Annotated in this window: 21 protein-coding genes; 6 read left to right on the forward strand and 15 right to left on the reverse strand. The window is 39.6% G+C overall.

The features are described from left to right. Window positions 1–35 precede the first annotated feature (35 nt). A complete protein-coding gene (locus ABD009_RS10105) occupies window positions 36–641 on the forward strand; it encodes a DUF416 family protein (RefSeq protein WP_343825075.1) in 606 nt (201 codons plus the stop codon). Window positions 642–698: 57 nt separating this feature from the next. On the opposite strand, the gene ABD009_RS10110 is transcribed toward ABD009_RS10105, so the two are convergent. From ABD009_RS10110 to ABD009_RS10125, 4 genes are all read right to left on the reverse strand, one after another. Next, window positions 699–929, reverse strand: a complete 231-nt coding sequence (locus tag ABD009_RS10110) for a DUF2798 domain-containing protein (RefSeq protein ID WP_475492500.1) — start codon at window positions 927–929, stop codon at window positions 699–701. Window positions 930–1,035: 106 nt separating this feature from the next. Next, entirely contained in the window at window positions 1,036–1,515 is a 480-nt protein-coding gene (locus tag ABD009_RS10115) for an MgtC/SapB family protein (protein WP_155696443.1), read from the reverse strand. Between the two features lie 31 nt (window positions 1,516–1,546). Next, window positions 1,547–2,146, reverse strand: a complete 600-nt coding sequence (locus ABD009_RS10120; RefSeq protein ID WP_343825078.1) for a pentapeptide repeat-containing protein — start codon at window positions 2,144–2,146, stop codon at window positions 1,547–1,549. Between the two features lie 15 nt (window positions 2,147–2,161). Beyond that, window positions 2,162–2,827 (reverse strand): thiol:disulfide interchange protein DsbA/DsbL, encoded by a 666-nt coding sequence (locus ABD009_RS10125; protein ID WP_155696441.1) that lies wholly within the window; start codon window positions 2,825–2,827, stop codon window positions 2,162–2,164. A gap of 105 nt (window positions 2,828–2,932) precedes the next feature. On the opposite strand from ABD009_RS10125, the gene ABD009_RS10130 reads away from it, so the two are divergent. Further along, the gene (locus ABD009_RS10130) at window positions 2,933–3,664 is read left to right on the forward strand and encodes a tRNA (adenine(22)-N(1))-methyltransferase (RefSeq protein ID WP_343825080.1); all 732 of its coding nucleotides are present in this window, start codon (window positions 2,933–2,935) and stop codon (window positions 3,662–3,664) included. A gap of 35 nt (window positions 3,665–3,699) precedes the next feature. Here ABD009_RS10130 and ABD009_RS10135 read toward each other — a convergent pair whose 3' ends face one another. The 5 genes from ABD009_RS10135 to ABD009_RS10155 all read right to left on the reverse strand — a co-directional run bounded on the left by ABD009_RS10135 (window position 3,700) and on the right by ABD009_RS10155 (window position 8,767). Next, window positions 3,700–6,249: a TonB-dependent receptor plug domain-containing protein gene (locus ABD009_RS10135; RefSeq protein ID WP_343825082.1), complete on the reverse strand. Its 2,550-nt coding sequence runs from the start codon at window positions 6,247–6,249 to the stop codon at window positions 3,700–3,702. A gap of 141 nt (window positions 6,250–6,390) precedes the next feature. Then, window positions 6,391–6,924 (reverse strand): DUF3750 domain-containing protein, encoded by a 534-nt coding sequence (locus tag ABD009_RS10140; RefSeq protein ID WP_343825084.1) that lies wholly within the window; start codon window positions 6,922–6,924, stop codon window positions 6,391–6,393. An 18-nt stretch (window positions 6,925–6,942) separates the two neighbouring features. Next, window positions 6,943–7,758, reverse strand: coding sequence for a glutamate racemase (gene murI, locus ABD009_RS10145; protein ID WP_343825086.1), 816 nt, complete (start codon window positions 7,756–7,758; stop codon window positions 6,943–6,945). A gap of 9 nt (window positions 7,759–7,767) precedes the next feature. Further along, window positions 7,768–8,211 (reverse strand): hypothetical protein, encoded by a 444-nt coding sequence (locus ABD009_RS10150; RefSeq protein WP_343825088.1) that lies wholly within the window; start codon window positions 8,209–8,211, stop codon window positions 7,768–7,770. A 202-nt stretch (window positions 8,212–8,413) separates the two neighbouring features. Further along, the gene (locus ABD009_RS10155) at window positions 8,414–8,767 is read right to left on the reverse strand and encodes a DUF3703 domain-containing protein (protein ID WP_343825090.1); all 354 of its coding nucleotides are present in this window, start codon (window positions 8,765–8,767) and stop codon (window positions 8,414–8,416) included. Window positions 8,768–9,058: 291 nt separating this feature from the next. On the opposite strand from ABD009_RS10155, the gene ABD009_RS10160 reads away from it, so the two are divergent. Together ABD009_RS10160 and ABD009_RS10165 are read left to right on the forward strand one after the other, a co-directional pair. Next, on the forward strand, window positions 9,059–12,385 hold the full coding sequence (locus ABD009_RS10160; protein ID WP_343825092.1) for an MHYT domain-containing protein: 3,327 nt from the start codon (window positions 9,059–9,061) through the stop codon (window positions 12,383–12,385). Further along, window positions 12,386–13,372 (forward strand): response regulator, encoded by a 987-nt coding sequence (locus tag ABD009_RS10165; protein ID WP_155696433.1) that lies wholly within the window; start codon window positions 12,386–12,388, stop codon window positions 13,370–13,372. It begins immediately after the preceding gene. Here ABD009_RS10165 and ABD009_RS10170 read toward each other — a convergent pair. Beyond that, window positions 13,369–15,195 carry an alpha/beta hydrolase gene (locus ABD009_RS10170; RefSeq protein WP_343825094.1) on the reverse strand — a complete coding sequence of 609 codons (1,827 nt, stop codon included), beginning with the start codon at window positions 15,193–15,195 and terminating at the stop codon, window positions 13,369–13,371. The genes ABD009_RS10165 and ABD009_RS10170 overlap by 4 nt on opposite strands. 138 nt (window positions 15,196–15,333) lie before the next feature. Between ABD009_RS10170 and ABD009_RS10175 the strand changes: the two genes are divergently transcribed. Next, window positions 15,334–17,382 (forward strand): winged helix-turn-helix domain-containing protein, encoded by a 2,049-nt coding sequence (locus ABD009_RS10175; protein ID WP_343825096.1) that lies wholly within the window; start codon window positions 15,334–15,336, stop codon window positions 17,380–17,382. A gap of 9 nt (window positions 17,383–17,391) precedes the next feature. Here the strand turns inward: ABD009_RS10175 and ABD009_RS10180 are convergent, their stop codons facing one another. The 5 genes from ABD009_RS10180 to ABD009_RS10200 all read right to left on the reverse strand — a co-directional run bounded on the left by ABD009_RS10180 (window position 17,392) and on the right by ABD009_RS10200 (window position 19,589). Continuing rightward, the gene (locus tag ABD009_RS10180) at window positions 17,392–18,072 is read right to left on the reverse strand and encodes a transporter substrate-binding domain-containing protein (RefSeq protein WP_155696430.1); all 681 of its coding nucleotides are present in this window, start codon (window positions 18,070–18,072) and stop codon (window positions 17,392–17,394) included. A gap of 64 nt (window positions 18,073–18,136) precedes the next feature. After that, a complete protein-coding gene (locus tag ABD009_RS10185) occupies window positions 18,137–18,673 on the reverse strand; it encodes a GNAT family N-acetyltransferase (protein WP_343825099.1) in 537 nt (178 codons plus the stop codon). Then, window positions 18,663–18,920, reverse strand: a complete 258-nt coding sequence (locus tag ABD009_RS10190; protein ID WP_343825101.1) for a methyltransferase domain-containing protein — start codon at window positions 18,918–18,920, stop codon at window positions 18,663–18,665. Before ABD009_RS10190 ends, ABD009_RS10185 begins: the two co-directional genes overlap by 11 nt. Continuing rightward, on the reverse strand, window positions 18,917–19,471 hold the full coding sequence (locus ABD009_RS10195) for a DUF6942 family protein (RefSeq protein WP_343825103.1): 555 nt from the start codon (window positions 19,469–19,471) through the stop codon (window positions 18,917–18,919). The genes ABD009_RS10190 and ABD009_RS10195 overlap by 4 nt, the downstream gene beginning before the upstream one ends. Further along, window positions 19,464–19,589 carry a hypothetical protein gene (locus tag ABD009_RS10200; RefSeq protein ID WP_343825105.1) on the reverse strand — a complete coding sequence of 42 codons (126 nt, stop codon included), beginning with the start codon at window positions 19,587–19,589 and terminating at the stop codon, window positions 19,464–19,466. Before ABD009_RS10200 ends, ABD009_RS10195 begins: the two co-directional genes overlap by 8 nt. An 18-nt stretch (window positions 19,590–19,607) precedes the next feature. Between ABD009_RS10200 and ABD009_RS10205 the strand changes: the two genes are divergently transcribed. Continuing rightward, on the forward strand, window positions 19,608–20,150 hold the full coding sequence (locus ABD009_RS10205) for a YaeQ family protein (RefSeq protein WP_343825107.1): 543 nt from the start codon (window positions 19,608–19,610) through the stop codon (window positions 20,148–20,150). The last annotated feature ends 5 nt before the right edge of the window (window positions 20,151–20,155 follow it).

The raw sequence follows: 20,155 nt of genomic DNA on the forward strand, positions 1-20,155 counted from the left end.
AATTGCTTATGATTTAACAAATTGAGACATTATTTATGAGCCAAAACAAGGCGAACAACTTTGCACAAATCCGTGCACTTCCGCGTAAGCAGCAAGGTATTCTTTCTCTTATATTGCTACAACGCATGTTACCAAATTATCAGTTATTTACGGCCGTTACCGAATTCCCTCAGCCTCATCAAATAGAAAATGTAATGAACAGCTTATGGGAGCGTTTGTTAGTTCATGGCAGTAAGCTTAACTTCGTTGCCCTAGAAGAAAAAGTAGAGATACTGACACCAGACGAAGCTGACTTCGAAATGTATGGCGTTTACCCAGCTATTTATTTTTGCACAGGGCTATTAAATTATATAGCCGGTCAGCAAACAGAAGACGATTATGACGCAGTAGCCATTGCGAAGATATCGCAAGGTTGTATTGTCCACCTAATTGAATACCAATCTGGTGATGTAGAGTTAGATAATAGTGCTATCAGAGAGCACGAGTTAATGGTTAATGAAGTTGAGTTATTAACTGAGTTAATTAGTTGGCTAGAAAGCTTTGACATGAAAAAGCTGTCAGCAAACGACATTAAAAAGCAGTGTATTGCTAAGGCTTATGCAGACGGCGTGACGAACATTGGCATCGCGGTTGAAGAGTAGGTTTTAGATTTAGAAGCAGTGTCACTACGGCACTGCTTTTTTCGTTTTGGTTGTCTGTTAATTTTCCTTGACCAAGACCAAATTCACTAGTTTATGCACTAACGGCGAAACAATAAAAATAGTGGGAAAGGCCACTGAGAATGCAAACCCCCAGGCTTTTAGCCACATCAAAACAATCCCCGGAATTAATCCAACATTAAAAATACTGATCACCAAAGACATAATGCAAGACATAATCAGTGCCATAAAAAACGAAAATACAAAACGATGATACTTTTGACTAATCACAGGAGCCCCAAATAGGATAATTTGTTAGATTACAGATTACAGATTACAGATTACAGATTACAGATTACAGATTACAGATTACAGATTACAGATTACAGATTACAGATTACTTGTGCTTTCGCCAGCGATTGTATTTTGCGTGCACGCCCTTTGTTAGGCTGGTGGAATAACCTTCCACAGCATCTATACCAGACAATATACCAACAACCAGTATTGATAGTTTTACAGCAACAAGAGAGTCAACAACGGCAACACAGACACCTAACGCGGCTAATGCCCAAATAGTGGCGGCGGACGTTACACCCGTTACAACACCTTCACGTGTCATCATGACCCCAGCACCCAAAAAGCCAACACCGGTGACCACTTGACCAATAATACGAGATGGGTCGGAAGCGTCATTGATAACAAAAGTAGCAATAGCCACAAACATATAAGTGCCTAGCACTACTAATGATGACGTTCTAATGCCAACGGGTTTTCCGCGGAGTTGCCTTTCAAGTCCAATAATTGTGCCGCAAAGCAAAGCCGCGCCAATTGATTTCCAGCTAAAAGGGTGAATGGATAGTATTTCTGTTAATGTCATAATAGTGCTCTGAAAAAAGGCGTTATACACGTTAAACTAATTTTAGCCCAATACTTTCTAGTAAGTTTACAGCTTCAAATCTTGAGAAGGTTGCGCCTTCAATGTCATTTTCAAATAAGTTAATTGAATAATCTACGGCTTCGGTAAAGTTAGCGTTGGTTAAAATGGTTTTATTAAATTGGCTATTGGTAAAGTCAGTAAAACTAAAGTCTGCGTTTTTAAAAACACCTTCACGAAAGTCAACATCGTAGGCTTTGCATTCTTCTAATACCAAACTAGGTAACTCTAAGCCAAAAAATGAACTGTCATTGAGCACGCACTTTTCAAATTTTATTTGTGCTGACAAGGTAATATTTGGCCAATAAGCTCGCGTCCAATCTATACCTAGCATTTTACAATCGGCAAATAAAACATCTGAAAACTGGCAACCACCTACTTTTGATAAGCTTAGGTTGCATCGGACAAAATGACACTCAATAAATTTACAGTCTTCTAAGTTTACGTCACTAAAATTACAGTCGGTGAATGTACAACCTTCAAATTCACCTTCCACTATAGGGCTGTCAGACATGTCTAAGTGGGTAAAATACTCATCTAAATAATGGGCGTTGCTGTCTATGTATTTGGTCAAAATATACCTTTGTAATTAAAGCGGTTTATTTAATAAATATTGAATTAAGGCAAAGTACTCTTTTTTTGATTTGAAACCAGTACTCAGTGTTTGGTAACGGCCGTTAATTATTAACGTAGGCACACTATTGATACCCTGTTGACGAATGAATTGAGTTTTTTTACTACGGCTCGCATATTCACCTTTAATAACAAAACTATTGATGAGCTTTGATACTTTTTTTGTTTCAACACCTAAACGATTAAAAATGGAGTTTACTTGGCGAATAGAGCTGAGCTTTTGCTTTTTTACGTGAATAAGGTTAAAGACTGAATCAGTAAAGCGAGCTTTTAATTTTAAACGTTCAGCCACAATTAGCGCTTTGCTTAGGTATTTTTCTACTTCAACATTCTGGCCAGGCATATTCTCGACATGGTTATTTATAAACGCAGTACCTGGCGGCAATGTAGATTTAATTTCTCTCATGAAGCTCTCTTGCTTAAAACAGTGAGGGCAGTAAAATGAAAAGAACTCACGAACTTCAGGTTTTTTAACGTCATAAGGTTTTAACTCTTGATAATGCACGCCTTCTTCAAATTCTGCTGCGTTTGATTGGAATGCAAAAATCGTAATTAAAAGTACAAATAAACTTGTGAGTAGTTGAATGTTTTTTGACATGTATTTGACTTTATAACGGTCCATGTAGATTCCTTTGTATCGAGTTATCAATAATATAAAATGATTGTTGCAGTAACGCGATGATTATTCAATCAGTAGCTTTCATAATATTAAAATAGGACGCCGCAGGTGAGACTTAGCAATCGTTTAAGCACAATTCAATCAATTGCAGAGCATGCCCATAAACAATATAACTACGACTATATTTGGGATACCTGTTGTGACCATGGGCAGCTAGGGGCAGGTCTGTTAAAAAACGGCATAAGCAGCAAACTCTTTTTTGTTGATATTGTTCCTGAGTTAATGGCTAGTTTAGAGCAAAATCTTAATCAGTTTTTCCCCAATCAGAAGCATCAATGGCGAGTATTGTGTGAAGACGTTTCCTGCTTGCCCTTAAACGGCGTAGAAAACCCAAGTGGCAAACATTTAATCATTATAGCGGGCGTTGGTGGTGACTTAATGCTTGAGTTTATTACCCAACTAAACCAACAATTTCCAGACTTGTCGTTAGACTTCCTATTGTGCCCTGTGCACCACCAATTTTCATTACGCAGTCAACTAAGGAAAATGGAATTTAGCTTGCGCCATGAAGAGGTGCTGGAAGATAACCAGCGTTTTTATGAAGTACTTTTAGTGACATCAGATAGTACAAATCAGTTACCGCTGATTAGCGTTGCAGGTGAGACTTTTTGGCAATATAAAACGGTGAGTGAGCAAAAGGTGCTTGAACGCTATTTATCAAAAACAATAGAGCATTATAAACGAATGCAAAAGGGAAACAGTAAGCTTGCCGACAGCGCGCTTGTTGCTTATGAAAGTGTAAAAATAGAAAAGGCGTCACTTCAATTTACTTCAAAATAGACGCCTTTGTTTAGGACTAATGTTTAGGGCTAAGGTTAGAAACGGTAGCTGACGTTACCGTAAACAAAACGGCCATCTAAGCTGTAAGGTGTAAATGGACTGTAGGTAAATATCTGATTAAAGTTACTAAAACCGATGTTGTTTACCGTGTCTTGAGGGTATTGATCAAATAGGTTATTTGCACCTACAGATACCGTCCAGTTCTCATTAGCTTGATACGAAACTTCAACGTCAGTAATCCACTTCGCCGCTAACACTTCATCATTCTCTGGGTTACTTGAAACATCAACTACTTCGCCATATCGCGTTGCTCTAAGCGTGGTTGACCAATCGTTATAATCCCAAGTTGCCGATAAATTAACTTTGTTTTTTGGTGTGCCTTGTTCAAATCGAGCCACTTCTCTGCGCGCAAAGTATTGGTAACTATCACCAAGTGCCGCTAATTCAGCTGGATTGTCCTTAATGTGTGTTACTTCTGTATCGTTTATATTTGCTGCCGCATTTAACGTTAAAGAACCAAAGCCTGCTTCACCCAAACCGTTTAAATCAAAGCGGTAAGTAGCAACAATATCAACACCTTTAGTTGTAGAGTCGATTGCATTGGTAAAATAGCGAACGCTTTGTGCGTTGGTTTCACCTGCTTGTTGCAGAATATCCACAACTGCAGCACCGCTTAAGTTTTCAGATAGCACTATGCGGTCATCAATTTTTATCTGATACGCATCAACGGTGAAGGTAAAATCGTCATAAGTATAAATAAAGCCTGCCGTTGCGTTTACTGACTCTTCAGCTTCTAACTCTTGTGCTCCTAGCGCTACTGCTGCGTCGTCAGTCACTGGGAACAAACCCACCTCTTTAGGAATACCGTCTTCAAAAACAGTACTAATAGACTTGTATGAGGTTTGCGCTAGTGACGGCGCTCTAAATCCAGTGCTAATTGCACCACGAATCGAAAAGTCATCGGTTACGCTATAACGTGTGGCTAATTTAGACGTGAAGGTGCTACCAAAATCGCTGTAGTTTTCAAAACGGCCCGCTAGGACCACATTTAAACTGTCTGTTAAATACGTATCTAGCTCTGCAAAAACAGCAACATTGTGACGGCTTTCGTCGGTTGCGCTATCAGGAGAAAAACCCGATAGAACTTGCGCGCCACCAGAGGCAATTGGATCTCCGTTTGCGTCAGTAGCTGTAATGTAAGATGCTTCTTCGCCCACTTCAATTTGGTAATTTTCGTGTCGGTACTCTGCGCCAACCGTTAAATACACAACGTCAGGCAAACCTAAATCTACCGAGGTATTAGCATCGGCATTTAATACAATCTGTTGATATTTTAGAGCGCCATTGTCAAATGATGTTGGGCTATTTTCACCAAGGGATGTATTTAAACTATTTGTGACACCTAACCCAAAGTCATTAAGTCCGTAATTCGCACTTACGTCCCAAGTCCAATCGTTTGTATCGCCATTTACCCCAATGGCAAATGCGTAATCTTTAACATCAGAGACTATCTGTGGCAAAAAACCATCGGCATAGATTGACTCAACATTTCTAGAGTCTTTAGCACGGCGATAGAAACCGCCTGAGTTGCCTTCACGATCTGAATAGCTACCAAATGAATATAAATCAACAGAGTCAGATAAGGCGTAACCTAAGTTGTAAAATAAAGCCATATCTTCAATGTCGGCTTTACCAAAGCGATGGTTATAACGATCAATTGTTAATTCACGAGGGTCTAAACTACCATCCGCTAAACGATCGTATTGCTCTCTTTCGTCTATGCCAGAGCGATTAGTCGGTTCGTTGTTACGTAGCTCTAAAGACACATTCACAAAACCTTTTTCGCCTAGTGCAAAGCCACTATTTGCGCTAAAGGTGCGAGTTGCACCGTCATTGATTTTTTTGTCAGAGCCTTTAGTAAAATCAAGGTTACCATTTGCATCAATACCCGTTTCAAGTAACTGAGGAGAACCAGCCATTTGTGAGTCGTATTCACCATAGGTTAAGCTTACGCTGCCACCCTCTGAAGCATCTTTCAAAACAATATTGATAACGCCGGCAATGGCATCAGAACCATATTGTGCAGCCGCGCCGTCGCGTAAAACTTCTACACGTTTAATTGCTGAGGTTGGGATCATGTTTAAGTCAACCGCTGAACTACCACGACCAACCGTGCCACCTAAGTTAAGTAACGCACCTGAATGACGGCGCTTACCATTAATAAGAACTAGAGTATGATCGGGAGCTAGGCCACGAAGGACAGCTGGTCGAGCGTGATCTGTGCCATCAGCAAGAGTTGCACTAGGATAGTTAAAGCTTGGGATTTGACCGCTTAAAACTTGGCTCATCTCTAACAAGCCTGAACGCTGTAAGTCTTCACCAGTAATAATGTCTACCGGTACCGTGCTTTCGGCTACGCTGCGAAGACTGCGACGAGTACCTGTTACCGAGATAACTTCAACATTTTCTAACAGCGCGTCTTGCGTTTCATTTTCGTTAGCTAAAGCAAATGGTGATGTTCCTAAAGCGCTTGCAACAGCAAGACTCAGAGCCATCATTTTAGTGGAGGAATTCGTCGAGCTCATATTTTGGTCCTTGGATATTCTGCGTATTCAAAAATAAGGACGGCATAATATCCAAGGCGATAATCGCTGACAAAGACCATTCAGCGATAACATATTACTAACTGGTTTTAAGCTAAAACCTTGATTTTCGAGTAACAGGCACTAATCGGCATAACCGCTACCAATAGCTCGAAAGGGCATGTCTAGCTCCAGTTCAGGCACTTGTATGCCTATCCACGCTGGAAATGTATTGCTATTTGGACCTGGAAATAAAGTGTATTCATTTTTCCAAGGATATTGCATTACCGCTGCTTCTATTTCTGGAATCAGCTTTGATGCTTTAGCACCGCTAATGGTTAAAAATGCCTCTGGTTTGGCGCCATACCAGTAACGATCTGGCGTTTTAGTAGTATAGGTTCTAATAGCTGGGCGGCCTTCTTTTACGCCCCAACCAACCACTTCGTATACAGTATATTCATCAGCGCCTTGTTTTTTTAACGCAAACCAAGAGTGAACCGCAAACCAGCCACGCCAGCTAAAAGCGTCAGCTGCATAAAATTGAATAACTGCATCTTGAGTCAGTTCCGGGTTTGGCGCTAAACCTGCTGGCTCACGACTTGTTTCTCGCCAGTTTTTAGAACTACAGGCGCTTAAAAGCACCACAGTAAGAATAAAAACAATGAGCTTTACGTTCATTTTTATAACCTTTATTTATTAAATATCTAATTGGTTTACGGCAATATCAGACTTTCGATCGCTAGGACTCCACAAGTCCTTTATTAATAACTTATTCTGCTTAGAGGCTAAGGTAGTGAACAGTGTAACCGACGCTTTTTCATCATTGGTGCTCAACAGTTCTTTTTCTAGCAACCGACGTTGTAATTGAGCTGCAACAGGGGCTGCGGTATTTATTATACTTGCCTTGCCCGCGACGGCTTTTTTTATAAGCGGAGCTAAAAAAACATAATGAGTGCAGCCTAAAGCTATTTGATCAACGCCTTGGTTAATTAATGGTGTTACATATTCATTAACTATTTGCTGAGCATATTCGCTAGTAAGATCATTATTTTCAACTAAATCTACAAGCTTAGGGCTGGCTTGAACTCGCACATCTACATGGTCGACAAAGCGGTTTACAAGAGCTTTAAATGTGTCGCTATTAATGGTTTGTTCTGTTGCTAGTACACCAACAATGCCCGATTTACTGTTTAATGCAGCGGGCTTAATGCCAGGCTCAACACCTACAATTGGAATATCGAAGTTGGCCCTTAATAACTCAATGGCGTTAACCGTCGCTGTATTGCATGCAACAACAATCGCCTTACACTGTTGTGCAAGAAAAAACTGAGCTATAGCTAAACAACGTTCTTCAATGTTTTCTTTACTCTTATTACCGTAAGGTGAATAGGCTTGATCGGCCACATAAATCAAATGTTCATGTGGCAAAAGCTCGCTAATGTCTTTGGCAATGGAGAGGCCCCCAACGCCAGAGTCAAATATGCCAATGGGAGCGGCTTTTTTTTTAGACATAAAACGTGATTAATCCACCAAAATAGAGTTGATTTTGCTTTGATCAGTGAAATGGCTATAACTTGTAATGGCCGTCATCACTTTGTCGTTGCTCATTAATTCTTGCATTGCCACTTGACCTACAAGTTCAAAACCCTGCTCAATAGCTTGTGGATTAGTTTTATATGCGGCCTTCATTTCTGCAGAGCAGTTTTCTGTAAGCAAGCGTGTTATTAATGAGCCAATTGCTTTGTCGCTATTGGTATAGTTGTTTGCCGTAATATTTGAAAAAGACTCAATTTCAGGGTGCGCAGCCATGGCAAAGAAAACCCATTTTGCTAACTTCTTTCGCTCTTTGCCATTTAAGTTGTCTACTAAACAAGAGGCAAATTGTTGTGTGGAATTATCGGCTAGGGATGCAGGAGCAACGCTTAAAAGGCCAACAAAGAGTAGTGATTTTAAAATTGTATTCATTATTTTCTCGTTATTATTTTTTTAGTGAACAAACAACCGCTTTTGTTATAGAGATTAAGTCTAAAGCAGATAGCTCAATTTCTAAACCTCGTTTTCCACCACTGACGTATATTTTTTCAAACTCGAGCGTGTAAGCTAAAACTGAATGTTTAACTTTTGTTGTAATAAGCTGTTTAATAGCCGGTGTCATTTTAACGATTAATTAGGATTCATTGACTAGCTTTATAATGCGTTTGTTTCTTTCCGACAGAGGCATTGCCTTAAAAGGGCTCACATTTGCACCACCTGTATTACCAGATGGAACAAGACCCACAAAGGTTTTGGTTGCTGCGCCAACAATTCTGAAAATTTGCCCTAGCGCTTCTTTCAGGTCATTTTGAGATATGGCCCACTGAAGCATTTTTAGATGGGACTTAACATGCAATACTGTTGAGTGTTGACCCAATACGTGAGCATTCTCAAGTGCATTAAATGCCTGGCGGCTATCACCTTCAGCGGCAAATTTTTTTGCCGAGATAAACTCTTGCTGTACAAAAGGCTTCATTTTTTGGTACATGTTATTTCTCACAATTAATACCGCATTTATTCAACTTATTAGATTATGGCGAGGGTGGATTTCTGTCAATGTTCTATTTATTTCTAATTTGACCATTTGAAAAGTAAGGTTTTTAAGTCCGTCGAATAAACATTAATATACGCTGAACACCTTTAATTTAGCTATCATCTGATCTAAAAGTTAAGTAACATCATTAGTCATGAAATATTTCCTTACAAAATTTGTAACGTATTAAAAGTAATAGCAATTTACCAACCGGTTGCGCTATCCCAATGGAATTTCAAAAATATTATGCTCAATTGGCTAACAACGCTTTTCTCAATTCCCCCAGATAACATGTTGATGTTTGGTACCTACAGCAATTGGATGGTAGTGCTGTCGATCTTTATCGCGATTTTTGCTTCATTTATGGGCTTACAAGTATCAGCTGAAGCGGCTAGAGCTGTTTCTTTTAAACGCAAACAAATAATGTTGTTGATAGGAAGTATTGCCTTAGGTGGTGGTATTTGGAGCATGCACTTTATTGGCATGTTAGCGTTTAACCTTTGCACAGACGTAGAGTATGGCTGGCAACTAACCTTGTTGTCTTTACTGCCGGGAATAGGTGCTTCTTGGGTGGCCTTAAATCATATTTATAGTAATAAAAATGGGCCTGTATCTTTACTTATTGGTGGCGTGCTTGTTGGTGCCGGTATTGGCACAATGCACTATACCGGTATGGCCGCTATGGAAATGGCTTCGCAACTTAGGTACGACCTATCTACATTCGCGTTGTCTATTGTTGTTGCAGTTTCGTTAGCCGTTTTATCACTTTGGATTCGTTTCGGCTTAAGTAAAATTTGGCATAAAAAAGGCGGCGAATGGCAGGCTAATTTAGCGGCGAGTGCTGTAATGGGGCTGGCGATATCTGGCATGCATTATACCGGAATGGCAGCCGCGCGTTTTGTGAAGCCCCCAGGTTTTGAAGAAAGCTCTCAGCCCCCTGAAACGTCAATTTACTTAGCGCTTGCGGTATCAGGTATCACTATTCTAATTATCTGTTTAGTTATGGGTATTAACATCGTTTACAAGTATCGCGATATTTCACAGCGTGCGCTAGAAAATGAGCGACGTTTAAAAGCCACTATGGATACTGCCGTTGACGGTATTATTACAATAGATAAGCGCGGTACGGTTACTAGTATTAATAAGGCCACTGAACATTTGCTAGGGTGGTCTGAAGCTGAGCTTGTTGGTAATAACGTCAAAATGTTAGTACCGGAGCCTTTCAGAAGCGGTCATGATGGCTACATACAGCGTTATTTAGAAACCGGTGAGGCTCGAATTATTGGCCAGGGACGAGAAGTTCAAGCCCGCCACAAAGATGGCGAAACGGTTGATATCCGATTAGGTATAGGCCATGTGAAACTAGCAAATAATGATTTTTTTGTTGCGTTTATATCTGACATACGTCAACGCTTAAAAATGGAGAATGCACTTCGTGAAAATGAAGAAAAGTTTCGCTCTCTTATTTCTAATATTCCAGGTATTGCTTATCGATGCTTAGATGACGAAAACTGGAGTATGGTATTCATTAGTGATGCCGTACAAGCAATTACTGGTTATGCTGCCAACGACTTTACCTTGCCAAATCCAACCGTTAACTACTCAGACCTAATTCATCCAGACGATTTAGCAGGTGTTAATGAAATTGGTATTAATAAAGGCTCTTTTAGCATTGAATACCGAATCATCCGAAAGGATGGCACCGTTAGGTGGGTAATGGAGCACGGCGCTTATATAACTGAAAAGCAAACAGGCGAAGTGTGGCTGGACGGCTTTATAATGGATATTACTGAACGTTATCAAATGGTTCAGGAATTACGTCAGGCGAAAGATAAAGCAGAACAAGCTGCTTCAGCCAGGGCAACCTTCTTAGCCAATATGAGCCATGAAATTAGAACTCCAATGAACGCGATTATAGGTTTTAGCGACATTCTCCTTGATAGCGAAATGGAGAATGAGCAACAGCGCCACTTAAAAACCATTAACAACTCTGCTAAGTCATTATTATTCTTACTGAATGAGGTTTTAGATAGCGCCAAGCTTGATAAAGGAAAACTAGATTTAGAGATCAGAACGTTTTCACTGGTTGAAGAAGTTGACGCTGTAATTTCAACTCTCTGGCTACAAGCTCGTAACAAAGAATTATCTTTAATTACCGAAGTGTCGCCCGAGCTGGAAAGCTTATACTCAGGATCTCCTGAGCGTATTAGGCAAGTCCTTACCAATATTGTTAATAACGCGATTAAATTTACACAGGCGGGTGAAGTTAAGCTAACCGTTGCGCCAATTAACGGCAATCACATCGAGTTTGTTGTAAAAGATACAGGTATTGGCATGAGTCCAGAGCAACTTAGCACTGTGTTTGAACCATTTACTCAAGCAGATGCTTCTATGAGTCGTCGTTTTGGTGGCACAGGCTTAGGCACCACTATTAGTAAACAGCTAGTGGAATTGATGGGCGGAAAAATTTCAGCAAATAGTGAGCTGAATAAAGGAAGTGAGTTCCGATTTGTTATTCCGCTGTCGGCTTCACAGGAAGTAAAAGAAGAAGAGAAACAGCATATTACACTGCCACCTCAAACCATTTTGGTGGTTGATGATATACAGCAAAATATAGATTTATTGTCGGTTCTGCTTACTCGAAATGGTCACAAGGTGCTTACCGCACGTGATGGTCAACAGGCATTAATAAGAATGGAATCAGAAGCTAATATTGACTTGGTATTAATGGATGTTCAAATGCCGGTAATGGATGGTTTAACCGCTTCTATTGAGCGTCGTAAAATAGAACAACAACACAATATTAAACCTATTCCAATTGTTGCGCTTACTGCGAGCGTTTTAGAAGATGATAGGTTAGCTGCAGAAGCGGCTGGCATGGAAGGTTTCGCAAATAAACCTATTGACTTCTTATTGCTAAATCAAGAAATGGCAAGAGTCTTAAAAATTGATGTTTCTAACACTCAAACTAAAAGCTCAAGTACTCAAAGTTGTGCACTTATTGATGAGAAAAAAGGGTTTTCGTTGTGGGGAAGCAAAACTGAGTATTACCAACAGCTCATGTATTTTGTTAAAGAGCAACGTGTTGAGTTTAATGAACTACAAAAAAGCGTTGATTCCAGCGACTGGGCTACTTTGAGTGCGTCGGCACATAAACTAAAAGGTATTTGCGGTAATTTGTCTTTGATTAGTTTAATGCGGAACTTTGAAAAACTAGAAGTCGTTTTAACAAAAACTCCAGAAGAGTGTCGAAGTACAGTAGATTCGATAATTAGCCTATTTCATCAAGTAGAAATTAAAGTGGCAGAGACGATAGAAGAAAAAAAGGCTGAGGCAACCAAAGATATTGATGTCCTTTCTTTAACTAAGCTGCTTGATCAAATAGAGGCCTCCGTGGCTGAAAATGAAATAGATGAAAGCCTTTTGGAGACACTATCTGAATTTAAGAGCAGCCAGTACCGTGAAAATGTAAGTGCAATTACTGATGCCATTAATGACTTTGAATTTGAGCAAGCTCAGCTGCATATTCAAACACTCTTAAGCAAACTACACAGTCAACAAAAGGAATTGTAAATGTCTAAAAATGAACAGCCTAGTTTGCTTGTCGTTGACGATGAGCCTGCAAACCTCAGAGTTATGAAACAAATTCTACAAGAGGACTACCGTTTAGTTTTCGCTAAAAATGGTGCTGAGGCATTGCGTTTGGCCGAGCAAAAAAAGCCAGACTTAATTTTGCTCGATATTATGATGCCAGACATGACTGGATTTGAGGTTTGCGAAACCTTAAAGAAAAACTCTAGTACTAAACAGATCCCTATAATTTTTGTTACTGCGCTCGATGACGAAACTGATGAAACGCTTGGGTTTGAGTTGGGAGCAGTTGACTACATTAGTAAACCAGTTTCACCACCAAGAGTTAAAGCAAGAGTAAAAAATCACTTGTCACTTGTTCAAGCGGATGTGCTGCGCGAAACAAGGTTACAGGTTATTCAACGCCTAGGTCGTGCTTCCGAGTATAAAGACAACGAAACTGGCATGCATGTAATGCGTATGAGTCATTATACACAGGTGTTAGCGCTTGCTTATGGTTTGGGCGAGTCTATGGCAGAAAACTTGTTGAATGCGGCACCTATGCACGACATTGGCAAGATAGGTATCCCAGACAGTATTATGCTCAAGCCTGGGAAGTTAACTGATGAAGAGTTTGCCATCATGAAAACTCACCCTCAAATTGGAGCGGAAATTTTAGGTGGTGATGACTCAGAGTTAATCATGTTAGCTAAATCGGTTGCGTTAACTCACCATGAAAAATGGGATGGCACTGGGTATCCTAATGGCTTAAAAGGTGAGGAGATACCAATTGAAGGGCGCATTACCGCGTTAGCAGACGTATTTGATGCGTTAACTAGCAAACGCCCCTACAAAGATGCGTGGAGCGTTGAAAAAACCATGGACTATATGCGCGAACAAAGTGGACGCCAATTTGAGCCAAAGCTCATAGAGCTTCTAGAACAATCACTAGGTGACATTCTAGAAATAAAAGCACAATTTTTAGATTAATTGAGTTCGCTTATGGCTTTGATAATGACCGCTGGATTTTGAAAGATCACCATGTGATCGCTATTTTCCAGTGGAATATACTGTCCGCCAGTTTTCTCACTTATAGCTTTGCTCCAATTTATACCTTCTTGTTGCCATAAGGTTAAACGGTCTACATATTCCTCTTCAGCTTCCGCAATATCAATGGACTCAAAATCGCTATCTATAACGGTGATTGGCACGGTTAAGTTGATATCATAAGAGTAAGCGATGGCTAAATCATCGTGATAGTTAATCACTTCAATAGCCCTACTCAGCTGATTCGGAATGTTGGCTCGGCGCTGACTTATTAAATTAAAGTAAGGCCAGTCCATATCTTCTGAATATTCAGGAGCAATTAATGCTTCCATTTCTATTTTTTCATTTTCTAATTTAACGAGTGTTCTTTCAGTCCAATTACCTTGTTCAATGTGAGGCATTAAACTTTCTTGAACGTCTCGATACCAGGAAACAGGGTAGTCTTGATATAAGCTAATGGAATGCGGCTGCAATACATCGGGATCAATCCATACTAAGCCAGTTAACTTATCTACCATGGTTGAGTCTGAACTGTTTTGCCAGGTGTGAGCAAGCAAGTTACCACTAGCAAAACTGACCATTATAAAAGCCTCTTCGTTCAATGCGGCTAAAGTTTGGTCGAGTGCAGGAGCAAAAGAAGCATAAGCCGGTTCAGCCACCATACTGCTAAATCCATTGCCAAATCGTTCAATAGCATGAACTCGATGAGTTTTAGCAATAAGAGGTTGTAACAGCGAAAACCAAGCGCTATCGCTGTGATAATTTTTATTGAAACCTGACAACAGAATTACTGCTGGTCCGTCGTGTTCCAGGCCCATACTGCGCACGTGAACGTCTAATGGGGTGGTTTTGTTTATTCTGTATAGGCTAGAAAATTGGTCCAAAGGGAGCGCACTAACGGAATTAAAAAAGTGCAGAATTTCGTTGGTAGAATTAAAGTTAGTAAAGTGCCAAGAGTGTTGTCCTCGCTCCAAAGCAACAAGCTTATTAATATTTGAGTCGTTCTCAAATATAAGCGTCGACATATCTTCACCAATATCTACTTTTACTTCTGTCTCAATGTCGTTTTCTTTGGCAATAATGTTAATGGCCTGTTCACTGGAAATTAAGCCAAAGTTGGAGTGTTCTAAACCCATAAACGGTAAAACGGAGTCATTTTTGCCATGCACCATCAGATAGTTTGTATTGTTTTCAATTCGACATTGCTGTGATAGCTGTTTTGACATTGGTGAAGCAACTGACGCGAGTGCAGTAAACTTGAGTTTGCTATTACACATTAAGTTTTGAACAAACAATCCACCTTGAGAGAATCCAGCCCCATAAAGTTCGTTTTCGATGATGTTATATTTGCTTTTAACATCAGCAACTAACGCTTCAACAAATCCTAAATCATCAATACCTAAGCGGTGGGGTTTATTGCAATCACAGCCTTCATTCCACTCTTCTACTTGTGATTGTGGGTAGACAACGATGTAATCTTTTGAAGTGTTCTCAAAGTTAGATATATCTCGCATATATGTTGCGTCTTGCCTAGAGCCGTGGAATACCAACAGCAACTTATAGGCTTTATTTGCATCAAAACCAGTTGAAGGCTTTGCTAAATAATAGATGCGATCATTAAGCTCAACCTTAGAAAGCGAATTGGAAGTTTTGTTTGAGTTCTCTATATTGAGACTCTTTTTCGGCGAATTGCCTGTGCCATTGCAACCCACTAAAAATAATGTGATGGCGAATAGTTTTAAAAATAAGTATATATATTTACGCATATTGTTTTACTCTTTATCCAAACGGATGCTTACCAAAACATAGGAAGGTAAATCGGCACATATTTTCAGCTTATGTTTATGTTATGTTAATGTTATGTTTTTATTTTCTATATATTTCAATTGGATGGAATCGTTTAAGTGCTATTGATTGCTGATGTTACTTTTGACCAAGGTCAACGAAAGTTAATAAAAGGTGAGCTGTCTCGTTCGCTTGAACCTAAAGTTTTTAGTCTTTTGGTTTTGTTGATTTCAAAAAAGGGTCAAATTGTAACTCGAGATGAACTCATAGCTGAGGTCTGGAAAAATCGCATTGTAGGTGAGGGGGCAATTAATCGTACTGTATCTTTGTTGCGAGCTCACTTTTTAGCGTTGACCAAAATTGATATTATCGAAACAGTTCCTACTCAAGGTTATCGCCTTGTTGCCAATCTAGATGAGTACACAGTAAGCCAATCATCTGACGTTAATAAAACAGCACAATCAAAAAAACGTTTTAGATATTCGTTCCCATTTGTTTTTTTAACTTTGCTGGTTGTTGCATTTTTAACAACCGTTATCTTTCTACAAAAAAGCGAATCTGTCGATAAAGCGCCCACGGCTAGTTTAGAATTATTGGATGGACCGCTCGTTGGTTTGTCAGGTTGGGAGTATGGCTTATCAAGTACAATTGATGGCAGTACATTACTCTTCCATCACGTTGGCAGTGAGTCTATGGACGGCACTGACAGTGTTCAGCGAGTGTATTTGTATAGCACTGAACATCATACAAAAAAGTCTATTTTAGAAAACTCAATTTCCGCTATTAGCCCGTCAGGGGAGCATGTAATTTACGTTAATTATGAAGCGCAACAATGTACCTTTTCTTTATATACCGTTGCGAGCAAACGTAGCGAGTCGTTGATACCTTGTGACGAACCTCCATCTCACCTTATTTGGGGCAGCAACAATACCTTCTATTTTAATAAACGACTCAGTAAGTCACACCCGTATCAGGTATTTAGTTTTAACTTAGATACGTCTCAGATAACCCAAATAACAAATCCCAACAGCGCTAATAATACCCGAGGCGATTTTAACTTTTCGTTTAGTAATGTAAGCAAGATGTTATCAGTGGTTCGTTATCTTGATGAGCAGGCTTCTCAAATTATTCTGTTTAAAGACAATAGCCAAGTCGCTGAATTTGACGTCAGTTTAGGCATAAAGAGTTCAGCCTGGCACCCAACAAAAAAACAGTTACTTATGGCAGACACATCCAATATATATTTGTTGGATTCTAATACTGGGATTTATACAAAGGTAAAGCAACTCAATATGGATGTGAAGTCACTGGCAACGGCCTACAGTAATGGAAAACCTTTGTTATTAGTTGGAAATGCGCATGTAAAGAGTAGCGTCATAAAACAACATTTGGCCGATGGTTATCGCGAGGTTTGGCAAAAAAGTGGTCAGACGGAAATGCTTCCCAGAGTAAAAGGCAACACTCACTTAGTATTATCTACCCGCTATAAAAACCATCAGTGGTGGCAGGTATATAAAGGAGATGCGTCAATTATAAAAGCTGAATTGCCCTTTGATTTAAAATTTGTAAGGTATGAGATTTCAAGTGATGAGAATTATATCCTTTTTACTAAAAATGGAGTGGTGTATGAGCTGGATATTGAAACGGGTCAGTTAACTACATTATTTGATGATCATGAACACAGCTACGTAGTAAATTATGACACTAATAATCAACAGAGCCTTATTTACAGTGGAAATCAGAGCGGGCAGTGGCAACTTTGGCAATATGACCGAGATACTAATACACATACAAAACTAACAAAAAATGGCGGATATAGCGGCCATGTTGTTGGTGAGTATTTATATTATTCTAAATACACAACAGATGGGCTTTGGCGAAAAAAGCGTTCCTTAAACAACGAACAGGAAGCAGCTGAAGAACTGCTCATAAAAGACTTTAGTAGGGTTAATTGGCTGAACTGGCAGGTAATCGACACCAATATCTATTTTTATAGAAAGGCATCAGGTGTTTGGCGCTATAGTTTGGACGCAAAAACCGAGGAGCTTATATTTCAGGCTCCTGCAAATTTTGTTCATCAATACACAATTTCACCAGATCAGAAGTCAATTTATTGGGTCAAATTAGAGCCGGTTGAAGGTGATATATTTCAATACGCTATTGACTAATGAACAGGCTTATTTGCTTTGGTTATTAATAAACCCTTCCTGCTCCATGTCTTTTAGTACTTGAGAAATTGCCGGGACTAATTTTATGTGTTTTTTGTGAATGTAATGATAAAGCTCAACTTTTGCTAAAGGGGGATTAAGCATGTAAATATTATTAGGTGGACTACTTTCAAAACTCTTATTAGCAAGAACTTTACTAACTACAACAACATCCAACCGATCTTTTTCTAACATTTTAAGTAGTTGCTCTACTCTAGATACGGAAACAACAGTCATACCTGCAGTGGCGCTTTCAAGTACTTTAATCCCTCGGCGTATACCAACTCGATAGGGACGTAGATCGCCCCAGTTTGTTATTTTAATATTTCTATTTTTTACAAAGGCCGCAATTTCAATGGTATTTATTGGGACAGGAAGCCTAATAAGGTTGGTATAAACATCATCTATGCCCTTTTTCCGAAATACCTCTCCGTCGACTATTCCTTTATTGGCAAGTCTTAATGAACGTTCAGCTGGAGTAAAAACGATAGAAATAGGGATGTTAAGTCGAGCGTAGGCTTCTGTTAGCACCAGTTCGCTAGCGGTAAAATTTCCTCCAGAGCTGCTCGAAAATATTAACGCAGTTTGAGCCAATGAAGAATTTGTAAATAATAAGATAGTGAGCAAAATAAACTTAAGCATAATTTGCATTCACATACTCGACAATAAGAATAGGTTTTAAAAGCTTAGACTAAAAATCAAACTCAGCATGAATTTAATTGGCTAGGATGTCGCTTTTAAGTAGCCCCCAAAGTTGATCGCTTTTCCATTCACCACCTAGAATAAAGTTGTCTCTTAAGGTGCCTTCATGAACAAAACCACACTTTCTTAGTAGATTAGTACTGGGTAAATTTCCCTCTGTGACGGTCGCTTTTATCTTGTGAAAGTTAAACTGGTTAAAGCACAACTCAATCATGTATTTTGTCGACTCAAAGCCATACCCTTTTCGTTGAGAATTAGGGCTCAATAGAAATCCAAGTTCAGTTTGTTTATATGGACTCCACTCAGCCAGCATGCCCGTTAAGCCCACTGGAAGACCTGACTCTTTTTCTTTAATAACAAGGGTTAGCCAATGTGAAGATGTTGGCTCCCAAGAATGTAAACGAGACTCAAAGCGAGCCCTAATCTCCTCTTCGCACTGAGCGTCACAAACATACTGAATAACATCAGGTGTTTCATGTAATAACTTAAAGAAAGGCCAATCAGACTCAGTCAGCTGATGATATGTCAGGTTTTGGGATTCAAGCTTCATGTTTTTCTTTAGCAAATTGGAGCATTTTTTCAGAAATGTCTAACCCAGTAGGGCTGTAGTTTTGCTCTAACAAAAGTTGGATAAAACGGCCTGTGCGGCCACAACCAATATCTAACGCTTCGCCTTGGTTTTTTGAGAAACTCAGAGCCTTTTTATGCTCATCAATGCCATTGCTCATATTAAAAACCTTAGCATCCCAAAGGTGGGTGATTTTATCGTAAGCTCTGCCTATGTCTTCAGGTTTCATGATGGGCCTTTTTTTGAATTAAGTTCGGCTATTAACTCTACTAAGCGAATAATTTTTATGTTGGATAACTGCCGGTAATCAAAATAAGGACACACGATAATTTGATGCTCATGATTAATAGCAAACTCATTGTCTAACCACGTTAAGCCGTGAGGCAAGTTTAGTGAATTAGCGTAAGTTCGGCCCATAATGATGTGCACAGCTGGTGGTGCGGGGGCCGCAGGTACAGCAAAACTAGGCGGTGTAAACATCAGACTTGTGCCACTCTTTAGCTGTAATAGCTTTTGATTGCGGTAGTCTTGCCAACAATGATACTCCTTTGTGCCTAGACGTTCAGAGGCGCACGCAAAAACAAGTTTTGCGTAAACATTAAAGACTTTTCGCCAACCATTACCGCACGCTTGCCCACAGGCATAAATTTCACCTTTTGACATGGGGTGAACATTGTCATCGCTGACTCTAAAGTCAAAGTCTGGTCGGTTGCCAATATACACGTTAAATTGTGCGTCATTATCGCCAAGCCCAATAAGTGTGGTTGTTGCTTTAGTCACGTTTGCTCACATAGCCTCTAATGTGGTTGTTCTCATCACGCATATTTAATGCTTTTACACCGAGTCCTGCGTATGATGGTCGCGCTTTGTTTAAACACAAGCTAATTTGTTCTGTCACTTCTGGAGTTTACCTAATATGGCCTTAAAGCCAACCATCTATAAATTTAAAATTGCATTGTCAGACTTTAACAATGATCACTACGACAGCATTCAGTTAACGGTAGCGCAACACCCTTCAGAAACAATTGAAAGAATGATGGCCAGAGTAGTTGCGTTCTGCATTCAAAGTGCTAACGACAAAGAACAGCTAATGACATTCACAAAAGGATTGAGCTCAGTAGATGAGCCAGACATTTGGTTGAAGGGCCTGGACGATCAATTACACCTTTGGTTAGATGTTGGAGAGCCAAGTTTTGAACGAATGAAAAAAGCATCGCGATTAGCAAAACAAACTGTGGTTTATACGTTTAATTCAAAATCAGAGGTTTGGTGGAAACAATCACAACCTCAATTATCTACCATTGCTGTCGAGGTTTATCAGTTTAATTGGGAAGAGATTAAAGCGTTAGCGTCACACGCGAGTCGCACAATGGATATTTCATTAACCATCAGCGGCCAATCTATTTATGCTGCCATTGGCGATGAGCAAGTAGAGTTAAACTGGGTTCAACTTCAATAGAGGAA

This window comes from Psychrosphaera haliotis (assembly GCF_039523615.1).
In the GTDB taxonomy this organism is placed as follows: Bacteria; Pseudomonadota; Gammaproteobacteria; order Enterobacterales; family Alteromonadaceae; genus Psychrosphaera; species Psychrosphaera haliotis.

Excerpts from the sequence above, each read along its gene's own strand:
- ABD009_RS10190 (WP_343825101.1), bottom strand. The coding sequence starts at position 18,920 with ATGAAACCTGAAGACATAGGCAGAGCTTACGATAAAATCACCCACCTT.
- ABD009_RS10125 (WP_155696441.1), bottom strand. The coding sequence starts at position 2,827 with ATGGACCGTTATAAAGTCAAATACATGTCAAAAAACATTCAACTACTC.
- ABD009_RS10140 (WP_343825084.1), bottom strand. The coding sequence starts at position 6,924 with ATGAACGTAAAGCTCATTGTTTTTATTCTTACTGTGGTGCTTTTAAGC.
- ABD009_RS10135 (WP_343825082.1), bottom strand. The coding sequence starts at position 6,249 with ATGAGCTCGACGAATTCCTCCACTAAAATGATGGCTCTGAGTCTTGCT.
- ABD009_RS10185 (WP_343825099.1), bottom strand. The coding sequence starts at position 18,673 with ATGAAGCTTGAATCCCAAAACCTGACATATCATCAGCTGACTGAGTCT.
- ABD009_RS10150 (WP_343825088.1), bottom strand. The coding sequence starts at position 8,211 with ATGAATACAATTTTAAAATCACTACTCTTTGTTGGCCTTTTAAGCGTT.
- ABD009_RS10180 (WP_155696430.1), bottom strand. The coding sequence starts at position 18,072 with ATGCAAATTATGCTTAAGTTTATTTTGCTCACTATCTTATTATTTACA.
- ABD009_RS10155 (WP_343825090.1), bottom strand. The coding sequence starts at position 8,767 with ATGTACCAAAAAATGAAGCCTTTTGTACAGCAAGAGTTTATCTCGGCA.
- ABD009_RS10160 (WP_343825092.1), top strand. The coding sequence starts at position 9,059 with ATGCTCAATTGGCTAACAACGCTTTTCTCAATTCCCCCAGATAACATG.
- ABD009_RS10165 (WP_155696433.1), top strand. The coding sequence starts at position 12,386 with ATGTCTAAAAATGAACAGCCTAGTTTGCTTGTCGTTGACGATGAGCCT.
- murI (WP_343825086.1), bottom strand. The coding sequence starts at position 7,758 with ATGTCTAAAAAAAAAGCCGCTCCCATTGGCATATTTGACTCTGGCGTT.
- ABD009_RS10205 (WP_343825107.1), top strand. The coding sequence starts at position 19,608 with ATGGCCTTAAAGCCAACCATCTATAAATTTAAAATTGCATTGTCAGAC.
- ABD009_RS10170 (WP_343825094.1), bottom strand. The coding sequence starts at position 15,195 with ATGCGTAAATATATATACTTATTTTTAAAACTATTCGCCATCACATTA.
- ABD009_RS10105 (WP_343825075.1), top strand. The coding sequence starts at position 36 with ATGAGCCAAAACAAGGCGAACAACTTTGCACAAATCCGTGCACTTCCG.
- ABD009_RS10115 (WP_155696443.1), bottom strand. The coding sequence starts at position 1,515 with ATGACATTAACAGAAATACTATCCATTCACCCTTTTAGCTGGAAATCA.